The sequence below is a fragment of the Streptomyces sp. NPDC058964 genome, assembly GCF_042741275.1.
Lineage (GTDB): Bacteria > Actinomycetota > Actinomycetes > Streptomycetales > Streptomycetaceae > Streptomyces.
This window is the reverse complement of sequence record NZ_JBHYKH010000056.1, coordinates 14,762-27,933: the sequence shown is the minus strand read 5'-3', so window position 1 is coordinate 27,933 and position 13,172 is coordinate 14,762. Positions and strand designations below refer to the sequence as shown.

10 protein-coding genes are annotated in these 13,172 nt (G+C 69.6%); 2 read left to right on the top strand and 8 right to left on the bottom strand.

Annotated elements, in window-relative coordinates; all coding sequences use genetic code 11:
* Positions 1 to 78: 78 nt before the first annotated feature.
* Positions 79 to 414, bottom strand: a complete 336-nt coding sequence (locus tag ACFW2E_RS10335; protein ID WP_384464342.1) for a hypothetical protein — start codon at positions 412 to 414, stop codon at positions 79 to 81.
* A 270-nt stretch (positions 415 to 684) separates the two neighbouring features.
* Between ACFW2E_RS10335 and ACFW2E_RS10330 the strand changes: the two genes are divergently transcribed.
* Positions 685 to 1,719 carry a helix-turn-helix transcriptional regulator gene (locus tag ACFW2E_RS10330; protein WP_384464339.1) on the top strand — a complete coding sequence of 345 codons (1,035 nt, stop codon included), beginning with the start codon at positions 685 to 687 and terminating at the stop codon, positions 1,717 to 1,719.
* A gap of 87 nt (positions 1,720 to 1,806) precedes the next feature.
* Here the strand turns inward: ACFW2E_RS10330 and ACFW2E_RS10325 are convergent, their stop codons facing one another.
* The 7 genes from ACFW2E_RS10325 to ACFW2E_RS10295 form a co-directional block, all read right to left on the bottom strand.
* Complete coding sequence (locus ACFW2E_RS10325) at positions 1,807 to 2,853, bottom strand: LuxR C-terminal-related transcriptional regulator (protein WP_384464336.1); 1,047 nt, start codon at positions 2,851 to 2,853, stop codon at positions 1,807 to 1,809.
* Positions 2,854 to 3,552: 699 nt separating this feature from the next.
* Positions 3,553 to 4,659: a substrate-binding domain-containing protein gene (locus tag ACFW2E_RS10320; RefSeq protein ID WP_384464333.1), complete on the bottom strand. Its 1,107-nt coding sequence runs from the start codon at positions 4,657 to 4,659 to the stop codon at positions 3,553 to 3,555.
* Positions 4,660 to 5,369: 710 nt separating this feature from the next.
* Entirely contained in the window at positions 5,370 to 5,822 is a 453-nt protein-coding gene (locus tag ACFW2E_RS10315) for a heat shock protein transcriptional repressor HspR (protein ID WP_384464330.1), read from the bottom strand.
* Positions 5,823 to 5,827: 5 nt separating this feature from the next.
* Complete coding sequence (dnaJ, locus tag ACFW2E_RS10310; RefSeq protein WP_384464327.1) at positions 5,828 to 7,003, bottom strand: molecular chaperone DnaJ; 1,176 nt, start codon at positions 7,001 to 7,003, stop codon at positions 5,828 to 5,830.
* 33 nt (positions 7,004 to 7,036) lie between these two features.
* Positions 7,037 to 7,705 (bottom strand): nucleotide exchange factor GrpE, encoded by a 669-nt coding sequence (gene grpE, locus ACFW2E_RS10305; RefSeq protein WP_384464324.1) that lies wholly within the window; start codon positions 7,703 to 7,705, stop codon positions 7,037 to 7,039.
* Positions 7,702 to 9,540: a molecular chaperone DnaK gene (dnaK, locus tag ACFW2E_RS10300; protein WP_384464321.1), complete on the bottom strand. Its 1,839-nt coding sequence runs from the start codon at positions 9,538 to 9,540 to the stop codon at positions 7,702 to 7,704. Before dnaK ends, grpE begins: the two co-directional genes overlap by 4 nt.
* A 94-nt stretch (positions 9,541 to 9,634) precedes the next feature.
* Complete coding sequence (locus tag ACFW2E_RS10295; protein WP_384464318.1) at positions 9,635 to 10,669, bottom strand: MraY family glycosyltransferase; 1,035 nt, start codon at positions 10,667 to 10,669, stop codon at positions 9,635 to 9,637.
* Positions 10,670 to 10,863: 194 nt separating this feature from the next.
* Between ACFW2E_RS10295 and ACFW2E_RS10290 the strand changes: the two genes are divergently transcribed.
* Positions 10,864 to 13,146 (top strand): (Fe-S)-binding protein, encoded by a 2,283-nt coding sequence (locus ACFW2E_RS10290; RefSeq protein ID WP_384464315.1) that lies wholly within the window; start codon positions 10,864 to 10,866, stop codon positions 13,144 to 13,146.
* Positions 13,147 to 13,172: the final 26 nt, after the last annotated feature.

Sequence of the window (13,172 nt, the reverse complement as noted above, 5' to 3'; positions counted from 1 at the left end):
CGCCCGGTGTCGCGCGCCCGGCCCCCCCCGCTGCCGGGGGGAAGCACCTGAGCGATTTGTTACGACGGGGGAATCGCGTCAGGCACTGCGGGGGGTGGCCGAGATGGTCCTCAGGTCCGAGTCCTCCGGCTCCGCGAGCCGGTGGTCCCGTTGGTCCAGGTTCACAAAGATCATTCCGTACCGGATGGCGCATCGCACGGGCTGCGGCGCCCCACGGGGCTTCCGCAGGCACCGGTACGCCCGCACGTCCTCGTCCTCGTCCCGCGTGACGACGACCGGCTCACCGAAGACGGTCACCATCAGCGAGTCACCGCTGTGGGGGATGGCGGTGACCAGGTCGATGAAGTGCCAGCCGGAGCGGTAGGCGGTGGCCATTTCGCGGCGGAAGGATCGGTCGTCGGGTGGAGTGGTCACGTCAGCTCCCGGCTCCGCCTGCCGCACCGGTGTTCACGGCTACCGCAGGCCACTCGGTGACTGCCCGGGCGTCACCCTTCGCACCGGAAACGCCGCTCAGCACCCCCAGAACAACCAGGGCGGAAAAGGCGGCGCCGAGCACCGAGCGAAGCAGTCTGTTACGCATAGTCGGCTTCGTCCTCACTTGAAGGTCCCCTTTTCCCCCGTCAGGTACGACGATGGCTCATTCGGGCACGTGATGGCCACACAATCGGTGCATCATGTTCCTGCATGTTCAGGACCCTGGGGGGTGGAGATTTGGCAACAAATCGGGCTAAAGGGACACATCCCCATGGGGTGACCGAGCTGTGTGACGAAGGCAGCCGCATTTACGCCTCCGCCCTGCGCGCCGGACGCGTCGCGCGCGCGGACGTGGACTCCGCCCCCTGTCTGATGGAAACCGCCCTGCTCCACCCGGACCCGGACGATCCCACCTGGCTGCGCCCGCTCCCGCCCGCGGTCGCCCTGGCCAGGCGACTCGACCCGATCGAGCGCGAGATCACCGAGCGCAGACGGCTGTCGGTCGAACTCGCCGAGATCTTCGAGCCGTTCATGGCGCTCAGCACCGAGGTGAACAACCCCAGCGACTCCATCACCGTCCTGGAGGGCGGCGAGCGCATCAACGCGGCGCTCAACCTCGCCACGTCCCAGAGCCGGACCGAACTCGTCACGGTGCAGCCGTCCGACCGCATCTCCGAGAGCAGCCTGCTGCAGGGACTCGAGCGGGACCGGGCCCTGATCGAACGCGGGGTCAAGATCCGGAGTCTGTACCAGCACACCGCCCGCTACAACCCGGAGAAGCTGGCCTACGCGGCCCGGCTCTCCGACGGAAAGATCGAGTACCGCACGATCGACGAACTGGTCGAGCGGCTGATCATCTGCGACGGCGCGGTCGCCTTCATCCCCGCCCGCGACGACCAGAAGGTTGCCCTGGAACTGCGCCACCCCGGCCTGGTCCGCTATCTCATGAAGGTGTTCGAGTACCTGTGGGACCGTGCCGTCCCGATGAGCGCCGGCGGTCCCTACGAAGTCGACTCCGACGGCATCACCGAGATCCAGTACTCCATCGCCAAGCTCCTGGTGGAGGGCCACGTCGACGAGGCCATAGCCCGCAGGCTGGGCATGAACGTACGCACCTGCCGCGCCCACATCGCCAAGCTGGCCCAGATCCTGGGCAGCGGCAGCCGCGCCCAGCTCGGCTACCTCATCGCCCATTCGGGAATCCTCGACCAGGACACCTCACCACCGGCACGGCCCCAGGTGTGAACAGCCGCGCGGGCGCGGGCAGTTGGATCCGTTCTCGCCGCTTGTGCGCATCGCGCGCACCCGGTGCCGCCGGCCGGCCCGGCGCCCTCATCGCACGCCCGGGGACTGCTGATCGGGAATGCCGACCGCGGCCACACCGGCGGTGCGCGGCGGCCCGTCCAGCCCCACCTGCGCTATCCGCACACCCAGCTGGGTACGGCTCGCCGCCCCCAGCGTCTCCGACAGCCGGGCGATATGGGCCCGGCAGGTACGCACGCTGATGCCCAGACGCTCGGCGATCACCGCGTCCTGGTGACCCTCCGCCAGCAGCGCGGCGATGGACTGCTCCCGGTGGGAGATGCCCTCGATGCCGGTGTCCGGCAGCGCGGCCGTCAGCGGGACCGCCAGGCGCCACAGCCGCTCGAAGACCGTCACCAGGTAGTGGACCAGGGCCGGATGGCGCAGCTCCAAGGCCATCGTGCGGTCGGTGTTGGCCGGGATGAAGGCCACCGTACGGTCGAAGAGGATCAGCCGGTCGATGACCTCGTCGAGGGTCCGGGCCTCCACGGCGTCGCCCATCAGCTCAAGGTAGTTCAGCAGCCCCTGGCCGTGCCTGGCGACGTGCGTGTACAGGTCGCGCATCCGCACGCCCCGGCCGCGCAGCGCCAGCGCCCGGTGCAGGCCCTCGGTGAGCTCGGCCTCCCGCCGGATGCCGCCGGGCTGCACCGTCAGCACCTCGGTCGTGCAGGCCTCGGTCGCCTCGTCCATCGCGGCCTGGATCCGGGACAGCCCGTCCAGCACCCGGATCGCCGTGCCCTCCGCCGCGGCGGGCGCCGACGCCTGGAGCTGACTGCCGAGTCCGGCGTACCGCTCGACGGCCGCCACCGCCGAACCCACCCGCAGCTGGCTCTCCCTGACCTCGTCGTACACCCCGCGCAGCAGCCGGGTCATGACCTCCTGCGGGGAGGTCGGCACCAGCCAGTCCATGTCGTCGGGGTCCGGGTGCAGCAGGGCCAGCTCAAGCAGGCAGGGCACCGGCCCGGCGTCCGTGCGCGGCACGCGGCCTCGCCGTACGGCCCGGGAATACACGCGATCCCCGACCTCGCACAGTCGGTCGGCACCGTGTGGATGCTCCCCCGTTCCGTGCCCGGCCATCGCCCATTCCACCCCCGGTTTGCTGCCACTTCCGTGGCGCAACTATGCGCGGACGGATCCGGCTCCGCAACACGGCTCTCCGCGCCACCGGCACCGCAAAGCACCGTTATCGACCGGTTCCTTCCGGCCTCATCCCGTTCCTTTGCAACAAGCTGACGGTGGTGAACCCGTGGCCAGGAGTGGACCGTCGTATCCGCTTCCCCGGGGTGTCCGGACAGCCCCCACGGTCCCTCCGGCCGATCGGACCGGTGAACCGCGCCGCCCGGCCCGCCGGACGACCCGTCACGCCCGCCCTCCCGCCGGCCCGGGGGGTTGGCCTGCGCCTTCGTGCCCGGGGCGCGGCCCCGGCCGCCGGGCCTCGTGCCGCTGATCCCCGGCGCCCTCGCACCGGACCTGGTCCGGGGCGGCGTGCGCGGGAGCGGGTACGGGCACCGGAGGCCCGCCGGACGGACCGGGGCGACGAGCGGCGGGGTGCGGGTCCACGTGGCCAAAATCCGCCCGGTCCGCAACGAGGCCAGGGACTTCCGCCTCCCGGAGGACAGCGTGCGCATTCCGGCGGCGTGTCGCGTACGTCACCGGGAGCCCGGCGGGGCGACGTGGCCCCCGTCCTGCCCCGCCGCCCACCCTCGTGGGTGAACGCCGCCGCCCCGCCCCGTCGACCGGTCTGCGGTGTCCGTGGGCGGGGCGGCGTGCGGCTCGCTACTTCAGGCCGATCGCCGCGCAGGCCGCCTTGTACTTGGGGGTGCAGATGTCGGAGATCTTGTAGATGCCGTCCGCGATGACCGTGTCCTTGACGTTCTTCTTCGTCAGGGCGGTCACGGTGACCAGCTGGGCCGGGATGGCCTTGTTGGTCGGGCTGTCGACGCGGTCCTGGGTCAGGGCGTCGAACTGGATGTCCCGGCCCTGGACCTTGGCCACCGCCATCTGGGCGGCGGCCTCGGCCTCGGCCGGGTAGGACTTGTAGACGGTCATGTACTGCTCGCCGGCGACGATCCGCTGCACGCCGTCCAGCTCGGCGTCCTGGCCGGTGATCGGCGGCATGTCGGTGACGCCCGCGGCCTTGAGGGCCTTGATGACACCCGCCGCCATGCCGTCGTTGGCGGAGTAGACGGCGGCGATGTTGTCCTTGCCGATCTTGTTGATCGCGTCGGTCATCTCGCTCGTGGCGTTCTCCGGCTTCCAGTCCTTGGTGTCGTACTTCTCCGCGATCGTCACCTTGCCGGTCAGCTCGGAGAGCGCGCCCTGCTTGAACTGCTTCGCGTTCGGGTCGGTCAGCGAGCCGTTCACCATGACGACCTTGTCGGAGGTGTCGACGTTCGACCCCAGGGCCTCCAGCAGGGTGCGGGCCTGCACCTCACCGACGAGCTCGTTGTCGAAGGAGATGTACGCGTCGATCGGCCCCTCGGAGAGACGGTCGTACGCGATGACCGGGATGCCCGCGTCCTTGGCCTTCTTCACCTCGCCCGCGATGGCGTGCGAGTCGACCGCGTCGAGCAGGATGACGTCGACCTTGTCGGCGACCATCTGGCGCATCTGCTGCGCCTGCTTGCTGACGCTGGCCGCCGCGTTGGCGTACTCGACCCGGCCGCGGTTCCTGGTGAGGTCGGCGATCTTGTGCTTGATGATGGGGTAGTCGAACTTCGCGTACCGCGTGTTCGCCGTCTCCGGCAGCAGCAGGCCCACCGTGACGTCGTTGCCCTTGGTCGGGCTCGCATCACTCGAGTCCCCCGTCGCGTTCAGGACGCCGCATCCGGCGAGCGAGAGGGTCATCGTGGAGAGTGCCACGGATATGGCGATACGACGCATTCGGGGGCTCACTTCAGGTGCGTTCCGGAGGGGGCTGCTTTACGGCCTGGATGTCTGAAAAGCCAACGCGGACACAACACCTGTCGTCAAGGTGAATCACTTAACGAGTGCGCAACACCACGCTCCGCTGACCCTGTGGAGATGGAGCGGAATCGCCTCCAAATACTCTTTACGGACTCTCCACCCAACGGAAGTTCACGGGAAGGCAAAGATCAGAACAACCGATGTCTTTCTCCGCGAGTCGCGATCACCGGCGGCGCGAGCCCTCACCGTGCCGACGAACCGACTCGACCAGAGGATCGAACGAACCCAGCCAGCCGCCGCACGACCGCCCCGGCCGCCGCGGCCAGTTGCGCCTCGCCGGTCCTCGACCGGACGTTCTGCGCGAACACCTCGTTCTGCGGCACTCCGAAGAAGACGGACTGCGACAGCGCCGTCGACCAGAAGCAGGGCAGCGGTGCCCCGCTTCGGGCGGTGGCACCGAAGGACAGCACCGGCGCCGACTACGCGGTCCTGGCGCCGTGGAGCACGCGAAGGGGCCGGGGGGTCGAAACCTCCCGGCCCCGTCGGCAGTGCCGAAGGTCGTGACGTGAGTCGGAATGATGCTGCCGGCTGGGCCGCCCCCCCACCACCGGGGGGCGGGCGCCGGGGGGGGGGGGGGTGGAGCCCCCCCCCCCCCCCCCCTATCGGCAGTGCCGTCGGTCGTGCCGTCAGTCGGACTGCTGCTGCCGCTTCGGCCGCCACACCACCAGCGCGCTGGTCTGCTGGACCTCCTGGTACGGAACCAGGTCGCGCCGGTAGGAGGCATGGACGGCGGCCTCGCGCTGCTGCATCGCGGCCGCCGCGCCGTCCAGGGCCGACTGCAGCTCCGCGACACGGGACTGGAGCGCGGCGACCTGGTTCTCCAGTTCGATGATGCGCTTGATGCCGGCCAGGTTGATGCCCTCGTCCTGCGACAACGCCTGCACCTGGCGGAGCAGTTCGATGTCACGGGCCGAGTAGCGGCGGCCCCGGCCCGCGGTGCGGTCGGGGGAGACCAGGCCCAGGCGGTCATACTGGCGCAGCGTCTGCGGGTGGAGTCCGGAGAGCTGGGCCGCCACCGAGATGACGTAGACCGGGGTCTCCTCGGTCAGTTCATACGGGTTACGTCGACGGCCTTCCATCACTCTCAAGCTCCCTTCGCGGCCTCGAACAGCTCCGCCCGCGGGTCCTCGTCCGCGGTCGCCTCGCGATACGCCGCGAGCGCGTCACGAGCCTTCCCCGACAGGTCCTTGGGAACACTCACCTCGACGGTGACCAGGAGGTCGCCGCGGGTGCCGTCCTTGCGGACCGCGCCCTTGCCCCGTGCCCGCATGGTGCGGCCGTTGGGCGTGCCCGCGGGCAGCTTCAGGGTGACGGCCGGGCCGCCGAGCGTCGGGACCCGGATCTCGCCGCCGAGGGCGGCCTCGGTGAACGTCACGGGGACGGTCACCGTGAGGTTGTCGTCCTTGCGTCCGAACACCGGGTGCGTGCCGACGTGCACGACGACATACAGATCGCCCGCCGGACCGCCCCGCTCGCCGGGCGCGCCCTTGCCGCGCAGCCGGATGCGCTGACCGTCCGTCACCCCCGCGGGGATGCGGACCTGCATGGTCCGGGACGACTTGGCGCGGCCGCTGCCCTTGCACTCCAGGCAGGGGTGCTCGGCGATCAGACCGCGGCCCTTGCAGTCGGGGCAGGGGTCGGTGAGCGAGAAGCCGCCGCCCGAGCCCCGTGCCACCTGGCCCGTGCCGACGCAGGTCGGGCACACGCGCGGGGTGCCGTTCTTGTCGCCGGTGCCGGAGCAGGCCTTGCACGGTGCCTGCGAGGACATCCGCAGCGGGACCGTGGCCCCCTCGATGGCCTCGGTGAAGCTCAGCGTGACCTCGGACTCGATGTCCTGGCCGCGCCTGGGCTGCGTGCGCGGGCCCGCGCCGCCGCCCCGGTTGAACAGGCCCCCCAGAACGTCCCCGAAACCGCCGCCGAAGCCCCCTCCGCCCTGGGCGCCGCCTCCGCCTCCGAAGAGGTCGCCCAGGTCGAAGTTGAAAGAGCCGCCGCCCGCGCCCGGCCCCGGGCGGAAGCCGCCGTTGCCGAAGAGGGCGCGTGCCTCGTCGTACTCCTTGCGCTTCTTGGGGTCACCGAGGATGTCGTTGGCCTCGGAGATCTCCTTGAAGCGTTCTTCCGCCTTGACGTTGCCCTTGTTGGCGTCCGGGTGGAACTCGCGGGCGAGCTTCCGGTACGCCTTCTTGATCTCGGCCTCGGTGGCGTCCTTGGGGACGCCGAGGACCTTGTAGTAGTCCTTCTCGATGAAGTCCTTGGTGCTCATCCTCGACGCCCCTCCTTCCGTTCGGTGTTTACGTCAGCCCTCCTCCGGGCCACCGCTCTCCTTGTCGTCGGCCGCGGCGCCCTCGTCGGACCCCTCGGCCTTGACCGTCTGCGCGCCGGGCTGCGGCTCGGCGACGGCCACCCGCGCGGGGCGGATGGTGCGCTCGCCGATCCGATACCCGGGCTGCAGAATCGCCACGCACGTCGTCTCGGTGACGTCCGGCGCGTACGAGTGCATCAGGGCCTCGTGGATCGTCGGGTCGAAGGGCTCGCCATCCTTGCCGAACTGCTGCAGCCCCATCTTCGCCGCGACGGTCTCCAGCGACTCGGCGACGGACTTGAATCCGCCCACCAGTTCGCCGTGCTCCCGGGCGCGGCCGATGTCGTCGAGCACGGGCAGGAGCTCGGTCAGGAGGTTCGCGATGGCGATCTCCCGGACCGCTACCCGGTCGCGCTCGACGCGGCGGCGGTAGTTCTGGTACTCGGCCTGAAGGCGCTGGAGGTCCGCCGTACGCTCACCGAGCGCCGTACGCACCTGGTCCAGCTGGGCGACCAGACCGGCGTTCTGCTGTGCACTTGCGTCCCCGGCCGGGGCCGCCCCCTCCGCCGAAGCGGAGGAAGCGGCCGTCGACTCGGCGTCTTCGGGGGTGGCGCCGGAGGGGACGTCGGGCTTCTCCTCGAAACCCGGGGTCTCCTCCGTCACGCGGCACCGTCCTTGCGCTCGTCGTCCACGATCTCGGCGTCCACGACGTCGTCGTCGGCCTTCGGGGCCTCACCGGCACCGCCGGCGCCGGCCTGCGCGGCCTGGGCGTCGGCGTACATGGCCTGGCCCAGCTTCTGCGAGACGGCGGCGACCTTCTCCGTGGCGGTGCGGATCTCGGCGGTGTCCTCGCCCTTGAGCTTCTCCTTCAGCTCGGCGATCGCGCCCTCGACCTCGGTCTTGATCTCGCCCGGGACCTTGTCCTCGTTGTCCTTGAGGAACTTCTCGGTCTGGTAGACGAGCTGCTCGCCCTGGTTGCGGGTCTCGGCGGCCTCGCGGCGCTTGTGGTCCTCCTCCGCGTAGCGCTCCGCCTCCTCGCGCATGCGGTCGACCTCGTCCTTGGGGAGCGAGGAGCCGCCGGTGACGGTCATCTTCTGCTCCTTGCCGGTGCCGAGGTCCTTCGCCGTGACGTGCATGATGCCGTTGGCGTCGATGTCGAAGGAGACCTCGATCTGCGGGACGCCGCGCGGCGCCGGCGGCAGACCGGTCAGCTCGAACATGCCGAGCTTCTTGTTGTAGGCCGCGATCTCGCGCTCGCCCTGGTAGACCTGGATCTGCACGGACGGCTGGTTGTCCTCGGCCGTCGTGAAGATCTCGGAGCGCTTCGTCGGGATCGTGGTGTTGCGCTCGATGAGCTTGGTCATGATGCCGCCCTTGGTCTCGATGCCGAGGGACAGCGGGGTCACGTCGAGGAGCAGGACGTCCTTGACCTCACCCTTGAGGACACCGGCCTGGAGCGAGGCGCCGATGGCGACGACCTCGTCCGGGTTCACGCCCTTGTTGGCCTCCTTGCCGCCGGTCAGCTCCTTGACGAGCTCGGCGACGGCGGGCATGCGGGTGGAGCCACCGACGAGGACGACGTGGTCGATCTCGCCGAGGGAGATGCCGGCGTCCTTGATGACGTTGTGGAACGGCGTCTTGCAGCGCTCCAGCAGGTCCGCGGTCAGCTGCTGGAACTGAGCGCGGGTCAGCTTCTCGTCGAGGTGCAGGGGGCCCTCGGCGGAGGCGGTGATGTAGGGCAGGTTGATCGAGGTCTCGGTGGACGAGGACAGCTCGATCTTCGCCTTCTCGGCGGCCTCGCGCAGACGCTGCAGAGCCATCTTGTCCTTGGCGAGGTCCACGCCGTGGCCGGCCTTGAACTGCTGCACCAGGTAGTCGACGATGCGCTGGTCCCAGTCGTCACCACCGAGGTGGTTGTCACCGTTGGTGGCCTTCACCTCGACGACACCGTCGCCGATCTCCAGGAGCGAGACGTCGAACGTGCCGCCACCGAGGTCGAAGACCAGGATGATCTGCTCGTCCTTGTCGAGGCCGTAGGCGAGCGCGGCCGCGGTGGGCTCGTTGACGATACGGAGGACGTTCAGACCGGCGATCTCGCCGGCCTCCTTCGTCGCCTGACGCTCGGAGTCGTTGAAGTACGCCGGGACGGTGATGACCGCGTCGGTCACCTTCTCGCCCAGGTAGGCCTCGGCGTCGCGCTTCAGCTTCTGCAGGATGAAGGCGGAGATCTGCTGCGGGTTGAAGTCCTTCCCGTCCAGCTGAATCTTCCAGTCGGTGCCCATGTGACGCTTCACGGACCGGATGGTCCGGTCGACGTTGGTGACCGCCTGGCGCTTGGCGACCTCGCCGACCAGCACCTCACCGTTCTTGGCGAAGGCGACGACGGACGGCGTGGTCCTGGCACCCTCGGCGTTGGTGATGACGGTGGGCTCGCCGCCCTCCAGAACGCTGACGACGGAGTTAGTCGTGCCCAGGTCGATGCCGACCGCACGTGCCATGGTGATTTCCTCCAGCTGACTTGAGTGGAACGGACTCAAGTGTGCATGAGGCGCACCGCTCGGTCAACAGACCTGAGTCGTATGGACTCAACTCTTATCCGCTCCTTACACGCAACTGCCCCCTGACCTGCGAAGACGTAATCCTTCGAGGACCGTAGACAGGGATTCGAAGGAGTAGCAGTACGACGACGAGCGCCCCACCCGCCACCCAGAGCACGGCGCCGTCCCCGGCCCAGCCGGTGTGGGCGAGCACCCCGACGAGCACCCCGGAGAAGGCGCCGGCGCCGAGCAGGACGACGGTTCCCTGCGGGGTGAGCCCGAGCCGCCGCAGCCGGTGGCCGAGGTGGTCCGGCCCGCCCCTGAGGAGCGAGCGCCGGGCCGCGCGCCGCGAGACGACCACCAGGGCGAGGTCGGCGGTGCCGAGGGCCGTGAGCGAGAACAGCACGCCGGCCCCCTCCCCCAGCCCGTGTCCGGCCCGGGTGAACACGGCGGCGGAGGCGAGCAGGAACCCGGTGAACAGCGATCCGCAGGTCCCCAGTCCGATCCGCGCGGGATGCCAGTTGTGCATGAGGAACCCGGTGAGCGCGGCGGCCAGCACGCTGAGCAGCACGGCCAGCCCGTCCATCACCTCGGCGGCGGCGCAGGCCCCGACCCCGAAGGCGGTGATCACCCCGACCGTGCCCGCGAGCCCGTCGGCGTGGTCGAGCGCCCGGAAGGCGAGGGCGACCAGGACGATCCAGCCCGCGGCGAGGATCCCGGCCGGGACGCCCGTCTCGTCGTACGGCACGACACAGGCGGCCGCCACCGCCGTACCGGCGACGAGCACCCGCGCCCGCAGCCGCCACACGTCCGCGGCCAGCCCGAGCGCGGCGACCGCGGCGCCCGCGGGCAGCAGCCCGCCGACCCCGTCCCCCAGCGGTGCGACATGGGTCCACTCGCCCGCCCAGGCGACGAGACAGGTCGCGGCCAGCACGGCCACCCCGCCGAGCAGCGGTACCGGCCGCCTGCGCGCCGCGCCCGGCTGCCGCCGCTCGACGACCCCGGCGCGCAGGCCGGGCCCGCGCAGCAGCGCCGCGAGCAGGGCGGCCAGCAGAAGAGCGGTGGCGGCGGCGAGGATCCCGTAGAGCACGGGTCTAAATTAGGCCTGAAAGCAGCAAATCGGTATGAATAACACGATCGGATTGCCCCGGGGGCTCAGGCTCACCTCAGCGACCCAGATCACCTCGCCCCTGGCTACAGTGCGAGGAAGGATGCGGGTAGTCTCGAACGGACTGCATAAGTTACCGCTTAGTAATGTCCCTCGCAGGCCCGAGGAGCCCCGAAATGCAACTCGCCGCGATCATCGTGTCGCTGGTTCTGATCGTGGTCGGCGTGGCCCTGTTCGCCCGCGCCCTCCTGCAGATCTACAACTTCATGCGGCTCGGCCAGAACGTGCCCGCGGGCACCCGCACCGACGAGCCCGTCCAGCGCACCCTCACCGTGGTCAGGGAGTTCCTCGGCCACACCCGGATGAACCGCTGGGGCATCGTCGGTGTCGCGCACTGGTTCGTGGCGGTGGGCTTCTTCTCGCTGCTGCTGACGATCGTCAACGCCGTCGGCCAGCTGTTCCAGGCCGACTGGCTCCTGCCGGTCATCGGCGACTGGACGCCGTACAACGTCTTCGTCGAGTTCATCGGCACGATGACGGTGCTCGGCATCCTCGTCCTGATCGTGATCCGCCAGCTGAGCAAGCCGAACAAGCCGGGCCGCAAGTCCCGCTTCGCCGGCTCCAACTTCGGCCAGGCGTACTTCGTCGAGACCGTCATCCTCGTCGTCGGCGTCTGCATCTTCATGCTGCACGCGCTGGAGGGCGCCCAGCACCACGTGGACGGCTACGAGGCCTCGTTCTTCATCTCGTACCCGGTGGTCTCGTGGCTGGAGGGCATGGACGTCTCCACGCTCCAGACCCTCACCTACTTCTTCGCGGGCCTGAAGATCGCGACCTCCTTCATCTGGATGATCACGGTCGCCCTGAAGACCGACATGGGTGTCGCCTGGCACCGCTTCCTCGCCTTCCCCAACATCTGGTTCAAGCGGAACGCGGACGGCGGGACCTCTCTGGGCGCCCTGCTCCCGATGACCTCCGGCGGCAAGCCGATCAACTTCGAGGACCCGGGCGAGGACGACGTCTTCGGCGTCTCCCAGGTCGAGCAGTTCTCCTGGAAGGGCCTGCTGGACTTCTCCACCTGCACCGAGTGCGGCCGCTGCCAGTCGCAGTGCCCCGCCTGGAACACCGGCAAGCCGCTGTCGCCGAAGCTGCTGATCATGTCGCTGCGCGACAACGCCCACGCCAAGGCCCCCTACCTGCTCGCGGGTGGCGGCAAGACCGTGGAGGGCGAGGAGAAGGCGTCCGAGGAGCAGCTGGCCGGTGTGCCCGCCGCGGCCCTGGCCGAGGCCGAGCGCCCGCTGATCGGCACCGTCGAGGAGAACGGCGTCATCGACCCGGACGTCCTGTGGTCCTGCACCACCTGCGGCGCCTGCGTCGAGCAGTGCCCCGTCGACATCGAGCACGTCGACCACATCGTCGACATGCGCCGCTACCAGGTCATGATCGAGTCCGCGTTCCCGTCCGAGGCGGGCACGATGCTCAAGAACCTGGAGAAGAAGGGCAACCCCTGGGGCCTGGCCAAGAAGCAGCGCCTCGAGTGGACCAAGGAGGTCGACTTCGAGGTCCCGGTCGTCGGCAAGGACATCGAGGACCTCTCCGAGGTCGAGTACCTGTACTGGGTCGGCTGCGCCGGTGCCCTGGAGGACCGCGCCAAGAAGACCACCAAGGCCTTCGCCGAGCTGCTGCACATCGCGGGCGTCAAGTTCGCGATCATGGGCGGCGACGAGAAGTGCACCGGTGACTCCGCCCGCCGCCTGGGCAACGAGCCCCTGTTCCAGGAGCTCGGCATGGAGAACGTCATGGCCCTGAACACGGCGTTCGGTGAGGAGCTGGACGACGACGGCAAGGTCACGGCGGAGTCCAGGAAGCCGAAGTCGGCGAAGAAGATCGTCGCCACCTGCCCGCACTGCCTCAACACCCTCGGCAACGAGTACCCGCAGCTCGGCGGCGACTACGAGGTCATCCACCACACCCAGCTGCTCCAGCACCTCGTCGACGAGGGCAAGCTGATCCCGGTGACCCCGGTCGAGGGCATCATCACCTACCACGACCCGTGCTACCTGGGCCGCCACAACAAGATCTACACGCCCCCGCGCGAGATCATCGGCAAGGTCCCCGGCCTGCGCAACGAGGAGATGCACCGCCACAAGGAGCGCGGCTTCTGCTGCGGCGCCGGCGGCGCCCGCATGTGGATGGAGGAGCGGATCGGCAAGCGCATCAACAACGAGCGCGTCGACGAGGCCCTGTCCCTCAACCCGGACATCGTCTCCACCGCCTGCCCGTTCTGCCTCGTCATGCTCACGGACTCGGTGAACGGCAAGAAGAACGACGGCAAGGCCAAGGAGTCCATCCAGGTCGTGGACGTCGCCCAGCTGCTCCTCGACTCCGTCAGGACGCCGGTCGACCCGGCGGGCGAGCCGGAGACGGAGAGCGAGCCGGAGCCTGAGCCGGTCAAGTGACCGGCCACTGAGCAACACCACGCCGG